Source organism: Nocardia sp. NPDC004573, from assembly GCF_053602135.1.
This window is the reverse complement of the sequence record NZ_JBSGDA010000005.1, coordinates 296,750-320,170: the sequence shown is the minus strand read 5'-3', so window position 1 is coordinate 320,170 and position 23,421 is coordinate 296,750. Positions and strand designations below refer to the sequence as shown.

Sequence of the window (23,421 nt, the reverse complement as noted above, 5' to 3'; positions counted from 1 at the left end):
GGCGCACCGGCCACCGTCGGCGGGGTCCTCATGCGACATCCCACAGTTCGGCGCTGTGGACGGTGAGCAGGGCGCCGATGCGCCGGAGCGCTTCGGCGGCAGGCAGCGAGGCGATGCGGCGTCCGTCGCGCAGACGCAGTGCCACCTCGCCGGCGGCGACCTCCTCGGCGCCGAGGATCGCCTGATACGGCATGAAGCGGTGATCCCGGATGCGTGCACCGAGGCTGCCGCGATCCGGCGGCGACACCACCACGCGCAGCCCGAGGTCACGGCAGCGGCGCTCGAGGTGCGCGGCGGCCGGCTGCTGGGCCTCGGTCACCGGCAGCACCACGATCTGGGTCGGCGCCAGCCAGGCCGGGAAGCGGCCGCCGTGGCATTCGATCAGGTGGGCCACGGCCCGCTCGATACTGCCGACGATGCTGCGGTGCACCATGACCGGCCGGTGCGCCGCGCCGTCGGCGCCGGTATAACGCAAGTCGAACTGCTCGGGTTGATGGAAATCGACCTGCACGGTGGACAAGGTGCACTCTCGCCCCGCGCTGTCGCGGACCTGCACGTCGATCTTGGGCCCATAGAACGCCGCCTCGCCCTGCACAGCTTCGTAGCTGAGGCCGCACTCGTCCAGAGCAGCGGTGAGCAGGGCGATCGACCGCTCCCATAAGAGCGGTGCGGCAACGTATTTGCCACCCGGACCGGGCAGCGACAACCGGTAGCGGGCGGCACGGATGTCGAGTGCGGCGTAGGCGTCGGCGATCATCGCCAGCGCACCGGCGACCTCGGCGGCTACCTGATCGAGGGTGCAGAAGATATGCGCGTCGTTGAGCTGGATTCCGCGTACCCGGGTCAACCCGCCCAGCACGCCGGACAATTCGGAGCGATACATGCCGCCCAGCTCCGCGATCCGCAACGGCAGCTCCCGATAGCTGTGCGCGCGGGAACGGAACAGCAGCGCGTGGTGCGGGCACAGGCTCGGACGCAACACCACCTGCTCACCGCCGATGTCCATCGGCGGGAACATGTCGTCACGGTAATGCCGCCAGTGCCCGGAGATTTCGTAGAGTTCGCGTTTGCCGAGCACCGGCGAGCAGACGTGGCGGTAGCCCGCGCGGCGTTCGGCGGCGCGGAGGTAATCCTCCAACGCTTGGCGCACGGTCGCGCCGTCCGGCAGCCAGAACGGCAGGCCGGAGCCGATCAGCGGGTCGGTGTCGAACAGGTTCAGCGCACGGCCGAGGGTGCGATGGTCGGGCATGGTGGTCTCCTCGTCGAGAAGGGCGAGTGACCACGAGACGAAGCCCCGGGGCACTCGCCCCGGGGCTCGGACAGACGTGGATCAGCGCGCCGGGACGGATTCCGGCGTCGTCGTCACAGCAGCGCGCTTCACGCGGGCGACGGTAGCAGAGTCCGCCGCGGTCACGCACGGGTTTTTCCGGGAAACGGCGAAGATCGCGAAGCGCCCATCCACGCGACGGCTTTCGCGCATAATCGGGTTCGATTGGCACGCAATGACATCGGGGGTCGATGGGGACACGCAGAGCGGTGCTGCAAGCGGGAACGCTCCTCCCGCTGGTCGCCGCGTGCGCGCCGGACCTGCTGCTGGGCAGCTCGGACGCGGTGCGCGTCGGGGTGTCCTGGAGCGGTCAGGAACTGGCGGCCTTCCACGCCGTCCTGGACGGCTTGGACCTCGGCTTCGCGATCGAGGTGATCCCTCTCGGCGACAACACCGACACCGCGTTCACCGCGGGCGGGCGGTCCGCGCCGGATGTGGTGTTGCTTCCGCAGGCGGGACGGGTGCGTGAACTCGCTGGAGAACACAAACTGCGGCCCGTCGCCGACACGGTGTGGACCGACGAACTCGGCAGCCGTTACGCCCAGCCCTGGCAAGTGCTGCTCCGCTCCGAGGGGCGCATGTACGGGGTGCCGTTCAAAGCCGCCGACAAGTCGCTGCTGTGGTTCGACCGGCAGCAGTTCGACAGCTACGGCCTCGGTGCGCCGGCGGCTTGGACGCTCGGGGACTGGGTCGACCGGATGGAGGTGCTCGCCCAGAGCCCGATCCGCTTGCTCGCGCTGGCCGCCGCCGACGGATGGGCGCTGACCGACTTCTTCGAAAACGTTCTGCTCGCCGAATCCCCGCGCATCTACGACGATTTGGCGTCCAAAGGCAGCCGGGAGTGGGACAACCCCGCGGTGCGCGCCGCATTCGGGCACCTGGGCGTGCTGTGGGGGCAGCGGCACGCGTTCCCCGGCGGCGTCGGCGTGGCGTTGACCAGACAGTTCTCCGACGCCGTCCGGGAGGTGTTCCAGCACCGCCGAGCCGCGGCGGTCGTCGCCCCCGACTTCGCCGAACCGATCGTGCGCAGCGCGGTCCGCGCCTCCGGCCGCACCGTGGAGGACGCCGTGGGCGTGGTGCCCTTCCCCGCGGTGACCGCCGCATCGGGGCGGCCGAAGATCGTCGGCGGCGACGTCATGGTGGTGACCCGGCAGGCCAACCCCCGCGCGGATGAACTGATCGAGAAACTGGCCGGCGCACGCGCTCCGCTGCCGTGGATCGAGCGCTACGGCGGCTTCCTGGCGCCGAACCTGCGCACGGAGGCGGACTATTCGCCGTTGCTCGCGCCCTCGGCGCGTGAACTCGCCGCGCGCAGCACCTTCGATCTGTCCGACCGGATCGGTCCGGTGGGTGGCCGGGAAGGGCTGTGGCGGGTGCTGACGGAGTTCCTCATCGCGATCGGCGACGGCGCTCAGCGGCGGGTGGCCGAGTCCACCGACCGCGCGATCGCCGCGCTGGACGACGTCGAGCGGCGGCGTCGATGACCGGGCCTTCGGATTTCGACGCCAACGGTCTGCGCATCGAGCTGGCCACCCGCCGCATGCGCGGGCCGCTCGTGCCCGGCGGCCGGCCGCGGCGTTGGCTGGGATGGGCGGCGGGTCTTCCCGCGACGGTGCTGACGGTCGCGCTCCTGGCGCTGCCCGCCGCGTGGACGCTCCTCATCGCCACCCGGGCACGTCCGGTCACGGTGTTCGCCTGCGCGCTCGCCGCGGCCGGTGCGCTGCTGCCCGCCGTGCTGCGCAGGCGGTTGAGTGCGCCCTGGCTACGAATCGTGGTGTGGCCTGCGGCGATCGGCGGCACGATCGGGGGACTGTGGTTGCTGGGTGGCACGATGACCGCCGACGATCGCGGCGCCTACCTGCGCACGCTGCTGTGGGTGGCCTTCGCGATCGGGCTGCTGATCCTCGCGCTGGCGATCGCGTGGTGGGGGCGCTCGGCGCGCTGGCTGTGGTTGCCGCTGATCGTTCCGTTCGGAGTGTCGGCATTCGTGTCGGGCGTGGCGTTCCGGGTGATCTTCGCCGACGGCGCGCGCCGGCTGGGCATCGAGGACGTCTGGCTCTACCGATGGTGGCTCGCGGCGATGCTCGGGTCGGCGTTCCTGTGGACCTGGCTGGGTTTCCTCACCGCGCTGTTCCGTGCCGGAATCCACGCGATAGAAGCCGATCCGGCGCGCGCGGGCTACCTCTACCGCGACGACGGCAGACCGCTGGCGGTCCGGCTGTACGAGTTGTTGCGGCCGGTGCTGCTGATCGCCGGGCTGGCCGTCGGCGTCGCGGCCGCGCGCGTGTTCGACGTGGTGCTGATCGGGGCGCCCGGGGCACTCGAGTACCAGGTCGACAGCGCGACCGTGCATTGGTGGCGGTTGTCGGCCGACGCCGAGCCCGGTGTCGCGGCCGCCTACGCGCTGCCGCTGGCGGTGCTCGTGGGCGCGGTCGCCTGGCTGCTGCAAGTCGACGTGCGCCGGCACCGCGCGAGCTGGTCGGCGGTGCGCGCGATGTCGGTGGCGGGCCGCAGGCGCGTCGGTCCCGTGCGCGCGGCGGGCATCGTGCTGGTCTCGGTGCTGGTGCTCTACCCGATCGGCGTGCTCGCCTATACCGGGTTGCACGGGCACGACGGGTTCGGATTCGCGGCCATCGGTCTGCTGTGGGGCGACGACGGGCTGTGGCGTTCGCTGCAGACCACCGCCTGGGTCGCGGGGATCGTGACCGTGGTCGTGGTGGCCGCGGCCGCGCCGGTGGCCTACCGGCTGGCGGCGCTGCGCCCCAACGGCACCGCCGCCCGGGTGGCGGTCGTGGCGCTGGTCGTGCTCGCGGTGATGCCGGCGCAGACCTACCTCGGGCCGATCGACGGTCTGGTGAACGCCCACGAGCTGTCGGGCACCCGAATCCCGCTGATCCTCGTGCACGCCGCCGCCGGACTGCCGATCGCCATCCTCGTGCTGCGCGGCGCGATGCTCGCCCCGCCGGGCAGCGCCGCCGCGGACGCCCTGCACGGCCTGGCCAGTCCCGGCACCATCGCCCAGCGCGTGCTGGCCTCGTCCGGGCCCGCGCTGGGGGCGGTGGCGGTGCTCGAGTTCGTCCAGGTGTGGAACGACTTCTTCATCGGGCTCGTCGTCAGCGGAGCAGGCGCGAGCCCGTGGTCGCTGCTGTTGTGGGGCGAGGCGCGGCAATTCGGTGAGAACACCGCGCAATTGGCCGCCGGGTCGCTGGTGTCGGCCGTGCTGCCGGTGGCGCTGCTGCTGGTGACCTGGCGGCGGTGGGTGGTGCCGGGCCTGACCGGTGGAGTGCTGCGATGAGAACGGCCGCGCCGGGGTGCGGGGAGGGAGAGCGACGGTGAGTACATCGACCGAACCCACCGAACCGGTCGGGCAGACCGCGACGCCGCGATCCTCGATCTGGATCGGGTTTCTCGGCACCGCCTCGCTGGTCGCCTACACGGTGTTGTTCGAGTTGGTGCGCACCCTGGTGGTGAATTCGTTCGGCGAGAACGCCGTCGTCCAGTTCTTCAACGGGCCGCTGCGCTGGCTGTCAGTGCTGTTCGTCGCCGCCGCCGCCGTCTACGCGCTGTCCCGGTTCGCCCGCGGGTATCGCACCCGAGTGCGGACCGCCCGGGAAATGGACCTGATCGCCGATCTGGTCGAACCGGGCCCCGCGCTCGCCGACCACCGACCGCGCGCCGCCGCGCCGCCCCCGCGACGGGTCGCGACGCTCGACGGGCACCTCATCGCCGCGGTGCTGCGGGACCTGCCGGTGCACGACTACGAAACCATCGCGCTGCTGGCCGTGCTCAACGCCATCCGGGACACGCCGGGGCGGTTGCCGCTGGCACGCGAACCCTCCGCGCGCACCGCGGCGAAACTGCTGGAGGGTCTGTGCCGCCGGGAGATCGTCACCGAGCACGGCGCACAACGATTCCGCGTGCGTCGAGTGCCCGCACTCCCTGATCGGCCCACGGTGACCGCAGGACCGCAGTGGGCCGCGGCGCTCACCGCGCTGCTGCAGCACTACGCCGACCGCGCGGGCCGCTGGGCGATCGCGCTGGAATCACGGCGCTTCGCCGTGGGCGCTCGCCGCTGGTTCGAGACCGAGGAACCCTACCTGCGTGCCCTGGTGGCCGCCTGCGCGAATCCCGGTCGGGAATTTCCCCCGGCGGCGGTCGCGCACCTGATTCGCCTCGGCAATGCCCTGGACGTGTGGTACGCGCGCATCGGGTCGGGGGAAAACGAGACCGGCGTGGCCGACGATCTGTGCTCGCTGCCTGGAATCGACGAGCTGAACCGCGACCTGGTGTTGCTGCGGGCCGGACGGCTGGACGAGCGGCCGCGCGGCTACCGGCCGCGGCGGCTGTCGACGAGCTTGGCCGCCCGCTGGGAACATCACACGGCGTTGCGGCGGCTGGCCACCGCACCGGTGGATCTGGACGAGGTCGCCGATCAATTGGAGACCGCGTGGTGGCTGCTGCCGCGCGACGACGTCGCCGGGGAAGTGTGCGCTCTGATCAACCTCGCCGTCGTGCACATCCGGCAAGGCCGCCTCGACGCCGCGCAGGACCGTCTCGAACTGGCCGAATCCCTCACCCGCACCGGTGTCGATCCCGACGGGCGAGCACAGACCCACGAGACCATGGGCGCGCTGTGGTGGGCCCGCGGCGAACCCCGCCGAGCCCTGCGCTGCTGGCAGCTCGCGCTGAGCGCCTACCGTGTCCTGGACGACGACCCCGGCATCGGCCGCTGCCTGCAACATCTCGGGTCCGCGGTCGTCGCCGACCCCGACCACGCCACCTTGCTGCTGCCCGCCGACCCACCGCTCACCCGCGCCGAAGCCGTCCGCCAAGCCACCGGATGGCTGGCCGAAGCACGCCGCAGGCATCCGGCCGCCCGTCACGCCGGACACTATGCGGCGCAAGCGCGTTCGGACCTGCGCGCCGATCGCGGCTTGCTCGGCATCCTCCCCGCTCGCCGCCGCGGCCCGCTCGCGCGCATCGATCAGTGGCCCGCGTCGGTCGAAGACCACGCCCACCGGCCGCGCTGATCGCGGGCTGATGCTCCCCGCGCCATCCACGCTCGTGCTGGTCCGCCATGCCCAGCCGTTCCTGCCGCGCCCGGGCGGACCGGGGGATCGGGAGCGCTCGCTGACCGACGAAGGCCGAGGCCAAGCGCAGCGGCTGGTCACCTTCCTGGCCGCCGCGGCACCCACCGCCATTGTCTCGAGCCCCTACCTGCGGGCGGTGCAAACCGTCGAACCCCTCGCCCGTCGCATCGGCCTGCCCGTTGTCACGGATCACGCATTGCGTGAATGGGATTCCGGATTCGGCCCGACTCCCGATTTCGCCCGCTACTACCGCGAAAGCTGGGCCGAACCGGGGTGGGCCCGGCCGGGAGGGGAGAGCATGCGACAGCTCTCCGGGCGAGCCACCGCGATCCTGACGCAGCTGGCGCAGCGGCATCGCGGCGGGACGGTCGTGATCGGCAGCCACGGCACCTTCATCTCGCGCGCATTGATCGGGTTCGGATGTCGAGAGGTGGACTGGGCCTTCCACCGGGCGATGCCGATGCCCGCGATCTACCGGCTGGCCTTCGAGGACTCCGGCGTGCGAGCCACCGGGCCTGGTCTGGCGGAGTGAGCCGCTGCAGGCCTCGTCGAGGTAGGGCACCTCAACTCGCGATGCCTGCGTCGATCTGCTGGGCGCGGCGAAGCAGCGTGGGATCGTGTGCGTTGACCAGCAGCAGTTCAGGGGCCTGGGTGGTCCACAATTCGGTGAGCCGTTCGTGGTTGGCGCGGACTCGAGGCATGTCGTGGGCGATGAAGCGCTCCATGAGGATCAGGGAGCGGGGCACGCGGCTGGTGCCGTCGATCTGCCCGTGGTGGTAGAACGCATCGCCCGCGTGCAGGATCCATCGCTTGCCGGTATCGATGGCGATGGCGGCGTGGCCGCGGCTGTGGCCGGGCAGGCCGATCATGACGAGGCCGGGCGCGACGTCGGTGAGTTCATGGGCGGCGGCGAAGCCGTTCCACGGCTCGCCGGATCCGGGGAGGTGGCCGATCAGCGTCGGGTGGTGATCGCGTTGGGTAGCCAGGTAGCGGCCCTTCTCGACGAAACCGCGTGGGTGCAGTGCCGCGTCCGCTTCGGCTGCGGTGAGATGCACTCTGGCCCAGGGAAAGTCCGCCAGCCCGCCGGTGTGGTCGGCGTCGAAGTGGGTGAGCACGATATCGCGGACATCACGCGGGTCGAACCCGAGACGTGCGATCTGCCGGACGGCGGCTTCGTTCTCGTCGAACCGCGGGCGGACGTAGTAGCGGCCGGGCCCGAACCGGGCGCCGGGTTCGGCGGCGTCGCGCAGCCCCAGCCCGCTGTCCACCAGCACCAGACCGGTGGGTGTTTCCAGCAGCAGGACATGGCAGACCAATCCGTCGGGGGTGCACAGCGGGCGCATGGTGCCGCAGTTGAGGTGGTGGACCTTCATCCCAATGCCTCCAGCATCACCGTCATGACCGCCCGACCGTCTCCGAGGAAGGCCGGCGTCGATGGCCTGGATCGGGTTGCTGCCGTCCCGAGTCGCCGCGGCCGGATTCGGTTCGGCCTTCCTGCCCGACGGTGAATCCGGCGGCGAGGGCGCGGTCGCAGAGCTCGATGGTGGCCACCGGATCGGGGGCCGGATGCGGCCAGGTGTGCGCGTCGGCGAAGGACAAGACGATCTTGCCGATGGCCGCGTTGTCCCGCGGTCGCTGCGCGGCGGCGCGCATTGTCACGGTCTTCTCCTGAGTTCTATCGGGTGAGAGTGGCGTCAGTCGCCGAGGTCGGGCGGTGTGGTGGCCAGTAGGCGCGGGTCCGGTTCGTCTCCGGCCGTGGCGGCGACTCCGGCGAGGACGCGGGCGAGGGTGAACAGGCCGCGGGGACTGCGTTTGTCCAGTCCGCCCAGCAGTTGCTTCAAGACGGTGAGCTGATCGAAGTAGATCCGTTCGGTCACCAGGTTCTCGTGCTCGTCGAACACGAAGTAGGCCGTCATCCGGGTCCGGTGGGTCGACCCGGTCGGCGGGATCTTTCCGAGCGGCCCCGAATGGGTCCCGAGTAGCCAGAATTCGACGATCACCGCATCGTGACTGTGCCGCAGGGCGATGATCTCGTGGTCTTGGTCGGGAAAGGCGCGGCGGGTGTCGCGATAATAGCCGCGCACCTCCTCGTCGCCGTCGTGGACGACCATCGGCGCGATCAGCTCGTAATGCGGATGCGGGAACGTCGAAAGGGTGGCGTCCCAGTCCTGGGCCACTTCGTCGTGGAAGTGGTCGAGAACGAGTTTCTCCCGCGCGCGCAGAACGGCTTCGGGGGGCAAGGCGAAACGTGACGACATCGGTTGCTCTTTTCTCAACGCTGCGGGCCGTGGGCGATGTGGCCGTGATGGAAGGTGGGGTGGGTGCCCGGGTTGGTCCACACGCCGGTGTGGTGCCGAGGTCGTCCTGATGCGCCGTGGTGCCGATCCACCGCCGCAGATCTTGGGTGTGCAGGTGGTCGAACATCAGGTAGTCGACCTCCTCGGGCGCGATACCCAAGCGCGACAGATGCGCTTGCACCGTGCCGTGCTCGCGGACCATGCGCCGTTGGATCACGGCCGGGGTGCGCTGGGCGAGATTGTCGAAATACGGTGTGTGACGCCCGAGTTCGACGTCCGAGGGTTCGAACAGCAGCGTGCGGCGGTGGCCGTCGGAATCGTGCCAGCGGATCACCAGCATGCGGTTGGTGATCGACAGGAACGGCGCGATCGCGCGGGAGGCGCGGAACAGTCCGAAGCGGGTCGGATACGGCAATGTCACCAGATCGCAGGTGGTGACGCTGTCCGGGGTGCCCGTGCTCGGGAACTCTCGGCGGAACGCCGTGGCGCGGGCGCGAGCCAGTTGTAGGCGCGCGCCCGGGCCGCCGTCTGCATGGGCGAGATCGGTGAAGGTGTCGATGTGGTCTCCGACGGTCCGAAGATCGGCGACGTCGGAGGTTCCCCAGGGGAAACGCATGTCGGACTCCAATATCCACGATGTGGGTTTGGTGTAACTCCGACACTATATCCACGATGTGGGTAAAATCAAGAGGCGTGCGGCAGAATGACCACATGACCAGCCAAGCTCCCTCGACGCGCCGCGGACGACCTCCGAAAGGCGCGGGACAGCTCACCCGTGCGGGGATCGTCGAGGCGACCCTCGACGTGATCGGCAGTGACGGTGTCGGGGCGGTAGGTATCCGAGCGGTCGCGCGCGCGCTCGGAGTCGATCCGAAAAGCCTGTACAACCACGTCGACGGGAAAGACGGGTTACTCGATGCGGTGGCCGAGCATCTTTTGGGCTCGATCGAGTTGCCCGCGCTCAGCGGTGACCTCCGCAGCGATCTGCGCGCCATCGCGGAGGCGTTCCGCGATCGCGCTCTGCGGCATCCCGCGGCCGCCGCGCTGGTACTCACGCGGCAGCTGGGATCAGTGGAGGGTTTGTCGCCGATCCAAGCCGTCCTGGAGGTGCTGCGCGCCGCGGGGTGCGACTCGGAGGAGGCGGTTCATCTCTTGCGGACGATGTTGGCCACCCTCATCGGCACTCTGCTGCGCGAAGTCAGCGCGGGTCCCACCTACGGAACCAGCGACACCGCCGGCATCGCCGCCCGTCGGACGACCCTGGAACAATCCGGACTGCCGGCTGTGGCCGAGGCTGCTCCGTACTTGGCCCGGTTCGACAGCCAGGCGGAATTCGACTACGCGATGGATCTGGCGCTCGACGCGATCGTCGCGCGTGTCAGCGGTTCGGCACGAAACGGCTGAACCGCCGACGCACTCACGCGCGCCCCACCATCGCCGGTCGATCCGTCAGCGTCCACTGGTCGGCATAGCCGCCTCGGGGCAGCCGGGCGCGAGCGGCGAAGGTGGCGGCGGCGAAGAACACGGGCATGGCCCACTTGTCGGGGCCGTCCCCTGCGGCCACATGCGAGGCGGCGGCGCCGCTGTAGACGAAGACGAGCCCGGCGTAAGCCCATTCCTTGGTGCGGGGATGGCCGGGGGTGAGGACCGCTTGTCGTGTCTGGCCCGCACCGACACCACCGATTTCGTCGATCTCGGCGGTTGGCTGACCACTGTCGTCGGACGGTCTGCCTGGACATCCTGCGCACACGGAAGACCCGCAACGAAGAACCTCTCGAAGCCGAGCGGCTGCCTTATCAGGATGCGCCGGCTCAGCTCGCGGTGCGGATCCGGGTCAGGAAGTCGAGGTTGGTCTCGGTCTGTCCGAGGCCGGTCAACAGCAGTTCGAGCGATTGCTGGGGGTTGCGGCCCGCGAGGGTCTTGCGCAGGGATCGAGTGGCGGCCAGCTCGTCGGTGGACAGCAGTAGTTCCTCCTTGCGCGTGCTCGAACGATCGATGTCGATCGCCGGGAACAGACGGCGGTCGGCGAGGTGCCGATCGAGTTTCAGCTCGGCGTTTCCGGTTCCCTTGTATTCCTCGAAGATGACGGTGTCTGCTAGCGAGCCGGTCTCGACCAATGCGGTGGCGATGATGGTGAGTGAACCGCCGTCCTCGATATTGCGGGCGGCGCCGAGGAATCTCTTCGGCGGCGCGAGCGCGCCCGCGTCGACGCCACCGGAGAGGATGCGGCCGGACCCGGAGGCCGCCGAGTTGTAGGAACGGGCCAGCCGGGTCAGCGAGTCCAGCAGTACGACGACGTCGCGGCCCATTTCGACAAGGCGTTTGGCGCGTTCGATGGCCAACTCGGCGAGCGCGATGTGTTCGTGCGCGGGCTGGTCGAAGGTCGCGGCGGCGACCTCGGCAGGCACCGTGCGGGACAGGTCGGTCACCTCTTCCGGGCGTTCCCCGACCAGTACCAGCATCAGCTGGCATTCGGGGTGATTCTTGGCGATACCGTGCGCAACGGACTGCAGCACAGCGGTTTTACCCGCCTTGGGCGGTGCGACGACCAAGGCGCGCTGGCCCTTGCCGATCGGCATGACCAGATCGGTGGCGCGAGTGGTCAGCTCATGCGGCTCGGTTTCCAGGCGGAGGCGGTCCTGCGGATAGATGGGCACCAGGTCGGGGAAGTGTGGTCGCGCCGCGGCGTTGCCGGGTGGCAGGCCGTTGATCCCGTCGATCCGAACCAGCGGTGCCCGTCTGGCGCCGTCACGCTCGGGGCCGATCGCGCCGGTGACAGTGTCCCCGCGGCGTAGTCCGTACTCACGGACCGTACGCGCCGGTACATGAGCGTCGTGTGGTCCGGCCAGGTAACCGTCGACGTGCAAGGAGGCGTGGTTGTGGATGATCTCGAGGATGCCGGTGACCGGTGTCGGCCGGTCCTCCCCGGATTCACCGTCTCTTGTGTGAACAGCGTTGTCTTGCATGAGTATTTCTCCTGAGAGTGGAATGGATGTCGGCGGGTCGCCGTGAATGCCGCCTACTGGGAATGGCGCTCAGCGCGCGCACCGCTATGACGTGTCACTGGAATCCGTACAAGTCCGGACACGCTGCCCGAGTGCACGGCAGTCGAGAACGCCGTGGCGAATGTGGACTCTTGCGGGAGGGAGTTGTCACCTACGTCCACAAGATGAAGACCGCACCTACGGTAGCGGTATCACACGCAACACGCAATGGTGGGGGTCTATTCCGGTGCTCGATTCGAAGCCCGTAGCGCTTGTGCCACGGCGCTGTCCGTGCGGCACTGGTGCTATTCCGGCAGGTTCACCTCGTGCGGCGTCTTGTCCGGCCGCAGGCCGCGCCAGCTGGGGTGGCGCAGGCCCTCCGGTGTGGCTTCGCGATATTCGATGTCGGCGACCAAAACGGGCTCCACCCAGTGCGCGGCGGCCGCGATCGCGCGCGGCGGCGGGACATCGAACGGAGTGTCCGGCCGGGACAGCTCATTCAGGCGGGCTTGCAAGGAGCGGCGATCGGGCATGCTCCATCCGGTGCCGACATTGCCGATGTGCACCAGCTGGTCACGGTCGTCGTACGCGCCGAGTGCGAGCGAGCCGAACGTCGCGGAAAACCGCCCCGTGCCGGGCAGCCAGCCCGCGACGACGACCTCTGTCGTCTTACGCAGCGGTGTCTTGATCCACACCGGCGAGCGGCGGCCCGGGTAGTACGCGGAATCGAGACGCTTGGCGACGATCCCTTCCAGACCGTGCTCGCGGGCGACGTCCATCAGAACCATGGGGTCGATGTCGGTGTAGTAGGGCGGGGTGCGGGCGAGGGGGCGATCGAGCGCGAGTTCCGCCAGGCGCTCACGTCGTTCGGTGTAGGGCAGCGACAGGAGGGAGACTTCGCCGAGGGCCAGCAAATCGAAGGCCAAGTATTGCGCCGGGAATGCGCGCAGTAATTCCGCGCTCGGCGAGACCACATGCATCCGCCGCTGCAGGCGGCCGAACGACGGCGCCCCCGTCTGGGGGTCCGGGGCGACGATCTCCCCGTCGAGAATCAGCCCGCCGCGCTCGCCCAGATCCGCGAGCACCGCGGTGAGCTCGGGAAATGAGCCACTGAGATCGCGATTGTTGCGACTGTAGAGCCGGCAGTCCCCGTCCCGGCACCGCGCGATGGCGCGAATGCCGTCCCATTTCATCTCGAAGGCCCACCGGCCACGGTCTCGCGGCGGCCGTCCGGAGACGGCCAGCATCGGCGCCGGCGCTGACAGCACATCATCAGCATATCTCCAGCAAACGGGCGGATCGGGCAGCCCCGACGCCGACCCGGAGTCACAATCCGAGCTTGGTGACCGCGTTGTCCTCCAGCGGGTTGGCGGTGCGAATGTAGCCGTGGACGGTGCGCGGGTTGGTCCAGCGGCCCTGGCGCATGATCTCGCGGTCGCTGGCGCCGCCGAGCGCGGCCTGGGTGGCGAACCCGGCGCGCAGCGAATGTCCGGAGAACAGGTCGGGGTCGAGCCCGGCCCGGGCGGCGTAACGCTTGACCAGTTCGGCGACGGCCCGGCCGGACATAGCACGGTCGCCGATCCCGCCGTGCCGGTTGATGGTGGGGAAGACCGGCAGGTCCGCGTCGGTGAGCGTAGTGCCGGTGAAGCCATGGCAACGGTGGATGTCGGCCGACTTCGCGGGACTGTCGGCCAGCCAGGCGCGCACGCCGGAAGTTCCCGCGGTAGCGTGTATTTCGCGCAGTCGCAGCCAATCGGCGAAGGCGCAGACCGGACAGGTCGCGGGGCGGCGGCCGCGGGGGAGGGCCACGCGTTGTTCGGCCGCGCCGGTGGGGTCGGTCTTCGTCGCGGGCAGCCGGATCAGCAGGAGTGGCTCGCCGGTCGTGTGGTCGGTGCCGACCTCGACGTCGCCGATACGCAGGCCGGCCAGTTCACTGCGGCGCAGAGCCCCCGCGAAACCGATGAGCAGTGCGAGCGCATCCCGCCGCCGGGCGGGTTCGGACGGCCAGCCCGGCTCGGGCAGCCCGCCGAGCAGTTGGTCGAGAGTGTGCAGCAGGACGGGCCGTTTGCGTTTGGGTTGTGTCCGCCGGGTGCGGCGGATGCCGCGCAGCGTCAGCCGCACCACATCCGACCGAGTCGGTGACGGCAGGCCATTCGCCGCGTGCACCGCCGCGATGGCCGCCGATTTACGCTCCAACGTTGCGGGGCTGAAAGCCCATTCGCCGCCGTCGCGCCGCGCGTCGGCGGCCGCGGCGAGATAGACCGCAACGTCCAGCGCGTCGGCGGGCAATGCCTGGCGCCCTTCGGTGGCGCACCACGCCGACCACGCCACCCAATCCGCCCGGTAGGCGCGCAGTGTGTTCGCCGATTGCGACGCCTCGAGATACCGGCGCAGCGAACCGGCTTGCTTGTCATCGAAGCGGTCGCGCACCAACCGCAGTGCCGCCGCATCGACCAGCACGCTGCGCACGCCACGGCGCAACTCGGTGCGCACCGCGTCCGGGACCACCACAACGCTGGATCGATCGTCCACGACACGGCTCCCGCGTTCTCATCGGTGACTGGCTGTACGCACTCCGGCATTCGGCGCGGGAAATCAGCCTACGGCACTGCGGTGCGGCCCTGGCGCGGATCCACTCGGCGTGAGCCTCTCCGAAAGCGGTTGGCACCGATAAGCGCTCGCCAGTCGCGTCAAAGCGATGAGAACCGACCCTCGACCCCTGGCGAGGGGGTACCCAGTTTTCCGTCCTTTCCGTTGGTATTTAGTTTCGTCATAATCAACGCTACGAAACGAAATTATTCCGAGGGGAAACCGGCCCAAACTAGGAATCTGACCGCCGATAAGGTTCACTTATCAGCGGTCAGGCCGGGAGGTCCGGATCCCTCGGAATCGCCGCTTGGGACTGTGGGATTCAACGGTGTATCCGGCCTGCACACGGTGAGTCCGCCCGCGAACACCCGGCGTGGACCGAGTGCGTCCGCGGCGCGCCCGGCCAGCGGCATGAATCCGCCGAAGGTGAGCAGGTGGGCATTGGTCACCCATCCCGGTCCCGCTTCGTCGAGCCCGAGGTCCGCGCCGATGCTGGGCAGCGCCACATTCGGCACGGTTGGGGCCAGGAAGGCGACCAACTCGACCGTCGTGATCCCGAGTACGCCTACGCGTGCCATGAGCCCGGCCTTTCGCTAGAGCGGTACTACAGCAGTTTCACTAGAGCAGCACTACAGTCAAGTAGTATGCGAGGCATGACAGGGAGAAACACCGGTGTGCGGGCGGCCAAGACAATGGCGAACCGAGCCAAGATGCTGGCAGCGGCGCGGGAACTGTTCACCACCCGCGGCTATACGGCGACCACGATGAAAGCGATCGCCGAGCGGGCGGGGATGGCGGAACAGACGCTCTACTTCACCTTCGCCACCAAACGCGCGATCCTGTCCGAACTACTCGACATCGAGATCGCCGGCGACACCGAACCGGTCGCCACCTTGGATCGTCCCTGGTTCGCCGCGGCGGTGGCGGCTGCGCCCATCGAGCAGATCCGGCTTCAAGTCGCCGCGGCGGCAACGATTCACGCCAGGGTGGGCCCGCTGCTCGAGGTGATCCGGTCGGCCGCGGCGACCGCTCCCGAACTCGCCGAACTCTGGGAAACGAATTTCGCCCAGCGTCACCTGGTCCAGCTCCGCCTGGCCGAGGCCCTCGCCGCCAAGACACCGCTGCGCCGGGGCCTCGCTGCTGCCCGCGCCGCCGACATCGCGCTCGCCACGCTGGCCCCCGAGATCTACCGGTTACTCGTCCACGAACGCGGATGGACCGCGGCCGAGTGGGAGTCCTGGGCCGCCGAGGCTCTCATCCTGCAATTGCTCCCCTCGGGACGATCGCGCGGCGACACCGAGGAAACCTCCGCGCCGGAGGAGGCGCGGTGAGCGTGCTGGTCCTGGGTGGATACGGAGCCGTCGGCGCTCACCTGGTACGGCTGCTACGCGCGCGGAGAATCCCGGTGCTCGCGGCCGGACGCGACGCGGCACGCGCGGACCGGGTGATCGATGTAACCGCGATGGACAGTTTCATCACCGCGTTGGCCGGGGTGTCGATCGTGGTGAATTGCGCGGGCGCCGAAGACGTCCGGCTCGCCCAGGAGTGCACCCGCCGCGGGATCGTGTTCGTCGAGATCTCAGCGACCTCCGACTACGTGCGGGCATTGGAGTACGTCGGGGGGCCGGTGATGCTCGGTGTCGGATTGGCGCCCGGTCTGACGACCCTACTCGCCGTCGACGCGCTCTCGGACGACCTCGGCCCGGTCGATGTCATGATCGGGCTCGGTTCCGGCGAACACCACGGTCCCGCCGCGACAGCTTGGACCTACCGGCTGCTGGGACGGCACTTCGCCGACCCGGACGGCACCAGCGTCCGCAACTTCACCAAACCTGCGCACTTCACGGTCCCCGGACAGGCCGGGTACAAACCGTTTCCCGCGCTGCGCGCTGACTTCGCCGACCAACACCGACTCACCCGCGAATACGCGGTACCCGTCCGCACCTATCTGAGATTGGATTCCCGGCTTGCCACCGCCGGGCTGGCGGCACTCACCTGGGCGCCGGCACTGCAGGCGCTGGTTCCACGCCGAATGCCCGGCAGCGACAGATGGGTGGTCCTGGCCCGGCCCGCCGACGGACCGATACGGTGGGCCACCGGCCGTGGCCAATCCCTGGCCACAGCCGCGGTCGCCGCCACGACCGTCCAGGCGCTGGCACACCACCGAATCACCGCACCGACATGGATTCACGAACTACTCGAGATCGACGCAGTGCGACAGGATCTATCGGCAGCAGGTATCAGGCTCTGAGCTCCCACTCGACCGACAACCGGCGAACTCGTCACCACCGCTTACGGTCACGGGCCCACCCGGCTCACGGACCACGAGGTCGACCCACAACCCCCACGCTGGACGAAACCCGCAGCCGCCGAAGCTACTTCGCACTTCCTGACGGCGTCGGGAATCCGGAGGCGGGAGCCGCAGTGTTCGGCCGAACGGTCGATCACCACGATTCGATCAGCGGGACATCGTGCTCCTGCCGCTGCCATTCCGCGGTGAGGCGACGGAGTCGGTCCGGGGCGGCGATGCCGCGCACGCCTGCGATCTTGTCGTCGCGAACCTCCAGGATCACGACGCCCAGGACCTGGTCGTCGAGTGTGGCGAGCATGGCCGGGCAGCCGTTGACCACGGCGGCATGGATCGACGGCGAGCCACCGGCGAGTCTGCGCTTGGCCGGTGAAGGTTTGAAGCCGGCCCGTACCGCGCCGGCGATCCGCTCCGGCGTCGAAAACCTGACCAGCTTCTCGGCGAGTCCCAACCCGGCGCCGTCGGAAATGCCGGTCGCGTCGCCGGTCAGCAGCGCGACCAGCCGTTCGGTCCGGCCCGAAGACGCGGCATCGACGAACGCCTCGACGATTCGACGCGCGGAAGCGTGGTCGATGTCGGTGCCGTTACCGGCGGCGGCGAGTCGACGCCGGGCTCGGTGCGCGTGTTGCTGGCTGCCGGACTCGCTGATGCCGAGAATCTCGGCTATCTCGGCGTGGCTGTACGCGAAAGCCTCGCGCAGCACGTAAACGGCCCGTTCGACCGGCGACAGGCGCTCCATGAGCGTCAGCACCGCCAAGGTCACCGATTCCCGCTGCTCGACGGTGTCGGCCGGACCCAGCATCGGGTCGCCGTCCAGGAGCGGTTCGGGCATCCAAGCGCCGACCGCGCGTTCCCGCCGCACCTTCGCCGAACGGAGCCGGTCGAGCGCCAGGTTGGTGACGATCTTCGTCAGCCATGCCTCGGGCACCTCGACGTGCTCCTGGTCGGCGGCCTGCCACCGCAGAAACGCGTCCTGCACCGTGTCCTCGGCGTCGGCGGCCGAGCCGAGCAGACGATAGGCGAGCGAGGCCAGCCGATTCCGGCTGGCCTCGAAACGCGCCACGGTGGCAGTGTCCATGAGCACGACTCTATCCAGCGACCAGCTCGGTCGAGGGCTTCCGGATGGCCAAGCGGTACTGGTGACTCGGCTTTCCGAAAGTCGGGCGGCTCACAGCCCAGGCGGCGGTATTGATGATCGCCGACTTGACGCGTGCGGCCGCCCAGCCGCGCAGGGCTCCCGGCTTCGCCCGCGCGTCCCCGTCGACCAGCTGGAACAGCCCGTCGTTACGGCCGAGGCTGACGTGGTTGCCGATATAGGAGAAGGTGGTCGGCGCGACTTTGCGGCCGGTCAGGTCCCCGATTATCGCAGCCGTCGCCGCCTTACTGGTGGGTCCGGCCGAAGCACACGACATCGGGTACGGCAGGCCGTTGTCGCCGATGACGAAGACGCTGTCACCGGCGGCGTAGACGTTCGGGTGGGAGACCGACCGCATCTGACGGTCGACCGTGATCTGGCCGTTGGGTTCCACCGCGAGGCCGCTGGCTGCGGCAATCGAATGGACAGCGAAACCGGCGGCCCACACGGTCGCGTCGGAGCCGAAAACGGTGCCGTCGGCGGCGATCGCCGCAGCCTCCTCGACGCGCACGATGGCGGAGTGCTCGTGGACCGTGATACCGAACCGGTCGAAGGCGCGCCACATGTGCCGGTGAGCCTTGGCGCCCAGCCAGCCGCCGAGTTCGCCGCGGGTGACGAGGCTGACTTGAAGCCCTGGACGGGATTCGGCGAGCTCGGTGGCGGCCTCGATCGCGGTCAAGTTGCCGCCGACCACCAGTACCTTCCCGCCCTCGCCCAGCTCGTCCAGGCGTGCGCGCAGCCGCAGCGCCGCCGGCCGCGCCGCCACATGGTAGGCGTGCTCGTCGACGCCGGGAACGCCGTGGTCGGCGATGGTGCTGCCGAGCGCGTAGAGGAGGGTGTCGTATTCGAGCCGGTCGATGCCGTTGCCGTCGGCGACGGTGACAGTCCGATGCTCGGGGTCGAGGTCGGTGACCCGAGCCAGGCGTAGCCGGATGTCGGTGCCCGCGAACACCTCCGCCAGCGGCCGGTGGCGCAGCTCCTGCCCGGCGGCGAGCTGATGCAGGCGCAACCGCTCGATGAAGTCGGGTTCGGCGTTGACAACGGTGATCTCGAAATCGTCGGAGTGGAGCTGGCGGGCCAGGAATGTGGCGGAGTATGCTCCGGCGTATCCGGCCCCGAGGACGACGATGCGGTGCTTCATGGTTCGCTCCTGTCTGGTTCGCGTGCTTCCTGAACGAGACAGCCCCCGAATTCCTGACAGCATCAACCAGTGACGTGGGCTACACCGGGGCGTGGTCGGCAGACGACCGCCACGCTCTCGGGCGTCCTCGATTCCGGCGAGCTCGCCGCCGTGATCCGAGGACGGATCGGGTAACTGCCTGGCTGCTTCTGCCCGCCGGAGAGGCCGCCCGCAGGAGACGCCACGCGGTTCTTCGATACGTACGCCGCCGCCGATGACGCCCTGATTCGGCGAGCCCGCGCGTGGCGCTGTTCCGCCTGGTGGGCAACCCCTATGGGGACGGGCAGGCCGAACTCGGCTGGCCCGACGAGGCAGACGCTACGATCTGGCCGTGTCGAAGGTGTGCAACTATCCGGGCTGCTCCCGTCCCATCACGAGTGCAGCGGGGCCCGGCCGTCCCTCCGAGTACTGTGACCGGCCGGATCACACGCGATGGCGCGCGTGGCGGGAGCGGCAACGGCAGCAACAGGAGTCCGAGGCAGCGGCCGTTCCCGTCACTGTGACGCAACCGGGGCCGGTGACTGTCGCGCGGTTGCGCGCCGATGAACTGCTCACCCAATTCCGCGGACTGGCGGAGCAGCTGAACACCACGCTCAGCGCCGCCGTCGCAGAGTTGTCCACGCTCGCGGACCCGGCGATCGCCGAAGCCCAGGTGCAAGCGGTACAGGTCGATGCCGCACGGCGGATCGCCGAGGCGGAGGGCGCAGCGGTAGCGGCCGAGCAGGCCCGGCGGGAGGCGCAGGAGGCCAGGGAACTCGCCGAGTCCGCCGCCGACGACGCGGCGAGCGCTGCCGAGCAGGCCGAAGCACTTATCGCCGAGGCCGATGCGGCGCGCGACGACGCGCTACGGGAAGTCGAACGGGTCACCAAGCAGGCGGCGGACGAGGTGTTCGCCGCCCGCAGCGCCGCGGAAGCCGAGATCCGCACTGTGCGCCGCGAGTCCGCCGAGCAGGCCGAACGCCTCGAACAGCAAGCCGCGGAACAGGTTCAGCGAGCCGAACGCCGCGCCGAGACCGACATCGCGCAGGCCCGGCGGGAAGCGGCGGCACAGGTCGCGGCGGCCCATTCCGAACGCGATCTCGCCGCCCAACGCGCAGCCGACGCCGAACGAGCGGCCGAGCGAGCCGAACGCACCGCCGCCGAACGTGCCGAAGCCGCCGAAGAGGCGCGAGCCGAATGGCGGCGAGTGCGCGCCGAACTCGACGCGACCCGCACCGAGCTCGCCGACACCCGTCGGGCCGCGGCGGCCGAACTCGCCTCTGTCCGCGCCGAAGCCGCAGCCGCCGTCGAGAAGGCGCGTGCAGAAGCCGCGCAACGTCTCGAAGCGCTGGACGAAGCCCGCGCCCAGACCCTCGCGCGCGCCGAACGCGCCGAGGCTCAACTGGACGAACTCCTCGCCGAAGCTCGCCGCAAGCTGTCCGCTACCGAACCCGAACGGCGCGGCGACGGGTGATAGGCCGATGTGGTGCCGGCCATATTCTCGGTGCGGCAGCGTGACCAAGAGAAAGGATCCGGCATGGCCGTCATTCACCGGACCACCATGGTGCCCACCAAGATGGAACTGCTTGCCTCATGGTTGCCCAGTCGTGCCTGGTATCGCGGTGCGAACCACGCGGATCTACGGAAAGCCGGTGGATTCCGGGTCGACGACCGGAGGGGGAAGTCGGGATCGAATTCTTGGCGGTCACAGATCACTCCGGAGCGCGGCCATGCACCTATCACGTTCCGCTGACTTACCGAGGCTCGCCGCTACCGCAGGCCGCCGATGCGTTCGTGGGCACTTCCGAACACGGTGTCCTCGGCACCCGGTGGGTCTACGACGCCACCCGTGACCCGGTGGCGGTGGCCCAGATCGTCGCCTTGCTCACCGGAAAGGCCCGCCCGCAGGCCCAGAACGAAAGCAACGCGCCGGATTCCTCGGTCACCGTCCGCAGTGCCGACATGCTCTCGCTCGCACAAGGATTCGGTATCGCCCGAGAGGAGTCGGTGTGCACCGATATCCCGGTGGGCGACCGGACCGTACGAGTCCATCGCCTTCTGCAGGGATCGGAACCGGCCGCCGCCGGTTATGTCATCGCCCCTTGGCGGCTAGCTGACGGCACCAGCGTCAGCGGTGTATTCCTCGAGCTGGCCGCCTGATTCGGGGATGACCGGCCGGACCCGCCAAGCCCTCGCGCATGGATGACGGTGCCGTCGTGAGGCAAACGAGCCGCTAACCGGACCCTCGGTCATATCATGTAGCTATGCCCGAAACCGAAGTCGAAGGGCGTACGGAACCACTGGCCGGCACAGTCCGGCAGACGGTACTGGTGGCCGGTGCCTGCTCGATGATCATGGGTGTGGCCCTAGCGGTGTGGCCGCACAAGTCGCTGCCGACAGCGGAACTGCTGTCCGGCGGCTATTTGCTGCTCAACAGCGTCCTGCAATTGGTCGTGGCGGTCGGTGCCCGCTTCGCCACACCGTTGCGAGTGCTGGTGCTGGTCAGTGGCATAGTGTCGTCTCTACTGGCGGCGCTGTGCTTCGCGGGCGGGAATTCCACTCCGCTGCTGTCGTTCTGGATCGGATTGGCTTGGGCGATCCGTGGGATCTGCCACGCCACCGTAGCGGTCTGGGACGACGACTTGCCCCGGCGCGGATGGCACGAGCTGTTCGGATTGGTCACGCTGGCGTTCGGCGTGCTGGTGAGCGTGGTGCTGTTCGAATCGCCGGACGCACTCGGCTGGGTGGCGGGGCCGTGCCTGGTCGCGATCGGGACGATGGAAGCCTTGTTCGCCACGGGTTCCCGGCGCGACGTGGTCACGATGCCGGACGTGGTGCCGAGCTTGCGCTTGGGTGGCTGACCGCGCGAACGCATCCGGTGGCGAGCCGTGTGCTGTCGAGGTTGACTGGGCACCATGGCATCCCAGCACTCCCCACTCCGGTCACCAGCGGAGCTGATCGTGATCACCCGTGGCGCCGACACCGCGATCACACCGATCGCGCTGAACGACAGTCGCAGCGCACAATCACGTCTGGAGGAACTGCTCCCGCCCGGCGGGGAACTCGTGCGCATCTTCGGACCGGCCAACCGTGTGGAGCGCAGACTCACCGGCACCCCGCATCTGGAGACCGGTGCGGAATACCTCAACTACTTCTTCGTCCGCGGCGTCACCGGCGGACTGGACGAGCTGGCCGCGCGCCTGCGGGCCGCCGACGACGTCGCGGCGGCATATGTGAAACCGCCCGCCGAACCGCCTCTCGCGCCGGAAGGGGCGCGAGCGATCACCGGCCGCTCCGCTGCTGAGGCGCCGCCGGTGACCCCGGATTTCGCGGTGCGGCAGGGCTACCTGGACGCGGCCCCGAAAGGCATCGACGCCCGATGGGCCTGGACGGTACCCGGGGGCCGCGGGACCGGCGTACGCGTGGTGGACATCGAGGGCGCATGGCGGTTCACCCACGAGGACTTGCAGGTCAACCAAGGCGGGGTGATCGGAGGTAACCCCGCACCGCAGCAGGGCTGGCGCGACCACGGCACCGCGGTCGCCGGCGTGATCAGCGGCGACGTGAATGCCTACGGGATCACCGGGATCGTTCCCGAGGCCTACATCCGGGCGGTGTCGATCTTCGGATCCGGTTCGGCCGCCGCGATCCGCTCCGCCGCGGACGCGCTGAACACCGGCGATGTGATGCTGCTCGAATTGCACCGTCCAGGCCCCCGATTCACCTACGCCAACCGGCCGGATCAGCGTGGCTGCATCGCGATCGAATGGTGGCCCGATGACGCCGCGGCGATCCGCTATGCGGTCGGCAAGGGCGTCATCGTGGTGGAGGCGGGCGGGAACGGCGGCGAGGATCTCGACGACGCGATCTATGACACCCGGCCTGCGGAGTTCCCGGACACTTGGCGCAATCCGTTCCGCGGCGGTGCGGCCGACTCCGGCGCGATCCTCGTCGGAGCCGGTGCACCCCCGCCCGGCTTCCACGGCCGTGACTACGGCCCGGCCCGATCCCGCCTGTCCTTCTCCAATTACGGAGAGCGGGTCGACGTGCAGGGCTGGGGACTGGAAGTCACCACCACCGGATACGGCGACCTGCAAGGCGGACCCGACGAGGACCTCTGGTACACCGACGTATTCAGCGGAACGTCCAGCGCGGCGCCGATCGTGGCCGGCGCGGTCACGAGCTTCCAGGGAATGAGCGCGGCCGCGGCCGGACGCAAGACGCCCGCGGAGGTACGTGCGCGGCTGCGGGACACCGGCTCGCCGCAGACCGATGCGCCGGAGCGTCCCGCGATCCAGCGTATCGGCAATCTGCCGGATCTGAAGTCGATGATCCTGCCGCGATAGGCCGTCGAGACGACGATCCCACCGGGGATGAAGTGCTCGGAATCAGTCCAGAGACCAGCGCTGATCCATCCGATTCCGCTAGGTGAAATCCATTCGGTAATTAGTTGACAGAAATGGAATCCGGGTATCGGGTAGCAACTCATGGCCTACCGGCAGTAACTCACCCGGCAACGGTGCTCGGTTGCC

General features: G+C 69.3%; 21 protein-coding genes and 2 pseudogenes. 12 read left to right on the top strand and 11 right to left on the bottom strand.

All coding sequences use genetic code 11. The annotated features are described in order from the left end of the window. Window positions 1–28: 28 nt before the first annotated feature. Window positions 29–1,303, bottom strand: coding sequence for a threonine--tRNA ligase (thrS, locus tag ACWEKR_RS11135; protein ID WP_452354346.1), 1,275 nt, complete (start codon window positions 1,301–1,303; stop codon window positions 29–31). 215 nt (window positions 1,304–1,518) lie between these two features. Here thrS and ACWEKR_RS11130 point away from each other — a divergent pair, with 215 nt between their 5' ends. The 4 genes from ACWEKR_RS11130 to ACWEKR_RS11115 are packed head-to-tail and all read left to right on the top strand — an operon-like array spanning window position 1,519 to window position 6,949. Beyond that, complete coding sequence (locus tag ACWEKR_RS11130; protein ID WP_452354345.1) at window positions 1,519–2,811, top strand: ABC transporter substrate-binding protein; 1,293 nt, start codon at window positions 1,519–1,521, stop codon at window positions 2,809–2,811. Next, window positions 2,808–4,622 (top strand): hypothetical protein, encoded by a 1,815-nt coding sequence (locus ACWEKR_RS11125; RefSeq protein ID WP_452354344.1) that lies wholly within the window; start codon window positions 2,808–2,810, stop codon window positions 4,620–4,622. Before ACWEKR_RS11130 ends, ACWEKR_RS11125 begins: the two co-directional genes overlap by 4 nt. 37 nt (window positions 4,623–4,659) lie before the next feature. Beyond that, entirely contained in the window at window positions 4,660–6,357 is a 1,698-nt protein-coding gene (locus tag ACWEKR_RS11120; RefSeq protein ID WP_452354343.1) for a tetratricopeptide repeat protein, read from the top strand. Between the two features lie 10 nt (window positions 6,358–6,367). Then, complete coding sequence (locus tag ACWEKR_RS11115) at window positions 6,368–6,949, top strand: histidine phosphatase family protein (protein WP_452354342.1); 582 nt, start codon at window positions 6,368–6,370, stop codon at window positions 6,947–6,949. 31 nt (window positions 6,950–6,980) lie between these two features. Here ACWEKR_RS11115 and ACWEKR_RS11110 read toward each other — a convergent pair whose 3' ends face one another. From ACWEKR_RS11110 to ACWEKR_RS11100, 3 genes are read right to left on the bottom strand one after another with little or no spacing between them, the layout of a single operon-like run. After that, on the bottom strand, window positions 6,981–7,790 hold the full coding sequence (locus tag ACWEKR_RS11110) for an MBL fold metallo-hydrolase (RefSeq protein WP_452354341.1): 810 nt from the start codon (window positions 7,788–7,790) through the stop codon (window positions 6,981–6,983). Window positions 7,791–7,812: 22 nt separating this feature from the next. Beyond that, the gene (locus ACWEKR_RS11105; protein WP_452354340.1) at window positions 7,813–8,076 is read right to left on the bottom strand and encodes a hypothetical protein; all 264 of its coding nucleotides are present in this window, start codon (window positions 8,074–8,076) and stop codon (window positions 7,813–7,815) included. Window positions 8,077–8,111: 35 nt separating this feature from the next. Next, on the bottom strand, window positions 8,112–8,675 hold the full coding sequence (locus ACWEKR_RS11100) for an ester cyclase (RefSeq protein WP_452354339.1): 564 nt from the start codon (window positions 8,673–8,675) through the stop codon (window positions 8,112–8,114). 750 nt (window positions 8,676–9,425) lie between these two features. Between ACWEKR_RS11100 and ACWEKR_RS11095 the strand changes: the two genes are divergently transcribed. Then, a complete protein-coding gene (locus ACWEKR_RS11095; RefSeq protein WP_452354338.1) occupies window positions 9,426–10,118 on the top strand; it encodes a TetR/AcrR family transcriptional regulator in 693 nt (230 codons plus the stop codon). A gap of 13 nt (window positions 10,119–10,131) precedes the next feature. Here the strand turns inward: ACWEKR_RS11095 and ACWEKR_RS11090 are convergent, their stop codons facing one another. From ACWEKR_RS11090 to ACWEKR_RS11070, 5 genes and pseudogenes are all read right to left on the bottom strand, one after another. After that, window positions 10,132–10,464, bottom strand: coding sequence for a DoxX family protein (locus ACWEKR_RS11090; protein ID WP_452354337.1), 333 nt, complete (start codon window positions 10,462–10,464; stop codon window positions 10,132–10,134). A 61-nt stretch (window positions 10,465–10,525) separates the two neighbouring features. Further along, window positions 10,526–11,653: pseudogene (locus ACWEKR_RS11085) on the bottom strand (transcription termination factor Rho, short form); the annotation flags it as partial. Window positions 11,654–12,003: 350 nt separating this feature from the next. Further along, a complete protein-coding gene (gene ligD, locus ACWEKR_RS11080) occupies window positions 12,004–12,945 on the bottom strand; it encodes a non-homologous end-joining DNA ligase (RefSeq protein ID WP_452354414.1) in 942 nt (313 codons plus the stop codon). A 79-nt stretch (window positions 12,946–13,024) separates the two neighbouring features. Beyond that, entirely contained in the window at window positions 13,025–14,230 is a 1,206-nt protein-coding gene (locus ACWEKR_RS11075; protein ID WP_452354336.1) for a site-specific integrase, read from the bottom strand. Between the two features lie 314 nt (window positions 14,231–14,544). Further along, on the bottom strand, window positions 14,545–14,865 hold the full coding sequence (locus ACWEKR_RS11070) for an MFS transporter (protein WP_452354335.1): 321 nt from the start codon (window positions 14,863–14,865) through the stop codon (window positions 14,545–14,547). A gap of 75 nt (window positions 14,866–14,940) precedes the next feature. Here ACWEKR_RS11070 and ACWEKR_RS11065 point away from each other — a divergent pair, with 75 nt between their 5' ends. After that, window positions 14,941–15,618, top strand: a complete 678-nt coding sequence (locus ACWEKR_RS11065) for a TetR/AcrR family transcriptional regulator (protein WP_452354334.1) — start codon at window positions 14,941–14,943, stop codon at window positions 15,616–15,618. Further along, entirely contained in the window at window positions 15,615–16,538 is a 924-nt protein-coding gene (locus tag ACWEKR_RS11060) for an NAD-dependent epimerase/dehydratase family protein (RefSeq protein WP_452354333.1), read from the top strand. Before ACWEKR_RS11065 ends, ACWEKR_RS11060 begins: the two co-directional genes overlap by 4 nt. Window positions 16,539–16,731: 193 nt before the next feature. Here the strand turns inward: ACWEKR_RS11060 and ACWEKR_RS11055 are convergent, their stop codons facing one another. Then, window positions 16,732–17,673, bottom strand: a complete 942-nt coding sequence (locus ACWEKR_RS11055) for a sigma-70 family RNA polymerase sigma factor (protein ID WP_452354332.1) — start codon at window positions 17,671–17,673, stop codon at window positions 16,732–16,734. Window positions 17,674–17,683: 10 nt separating this feature from the next. Further along, window positions 17,684–18,871, bottom strand: coding sequence for an NAD(P)/FAD-dependent oxidoreductase (locus tag ACWEKR_RS11050; protein ID WP_452354331.1), 1,188 nt, complete (start codon window positions 18,869–18,871; stop codon window positions 17,684–17,686). Between the two features lie 556 nt (window positions 18,872–19,427). Between ACWEKR_RS11050 and ACWEKR_RS11045 the strand changes: the two genes are divergently transcribed. The 5 genes and pseudogenes from ACWEKR_RS11045 (at window position 19,428) to ACWEKR_RS11025 (ending at window position 23,235) form a co-directional block, all read left to right on the top strand. Then, complete coding sequence (locus tag ACWEKR_RS11045; RefSeq protein WP_452354330.1) at window positions 19,428–20,363, top strand: hypothetical protein; 936 nt, start codon at window positions 19,428–19,430, stop codon at window positions 20,361–20,363. Window positions 20,364–20,482: 119 nt separating this feature from the next. Next, window positions 20,483–20,683, top strand: a pseudogene (locus tag ACWEKR_RS11040) (maltokinase N-terminal cap-like domain-containing protein); the annotation flags it as partial. Further along, a complete protein-coding gene (locus ACWEKR_RS11035) occupies window positions 20,684–21,049 on the top strand; it encodes a hypothetical protein (RefSeq protein ID WP_452354418.1) in 366 nt (121 codons plus the stop codon). A 104-nt stretch (window positions 21,050–21,153) separates the two neighbouring features. After that, window positions 21,154–21,750: an HdeD family acid-resistance protein gene (locus tag ACWEKR_RS11030; protein WP_452354329.1), complete on the top strand. Its 597-nt coding sequence runs from the start codon at window positions 21,154–21,156 to the stop codon at window positions 21,748–21,750. Between the two features lie 54 nt (window positions 21,751–21,804). Then, the gene (locus tag ACWEKR_RS11025; protein WP_452354328.1) at window positions 21,805–23,235 is read left to right on the top strand and encodes a S8 family serine peptidase; all 1,431 of its coding nucleotides are present in this window, start codon (window positions 21,805–21,807) and stop codon (window positions 23,233–23,235) included. Window positions 23,236–23,421: the final 186 nt, after the last annotated feature.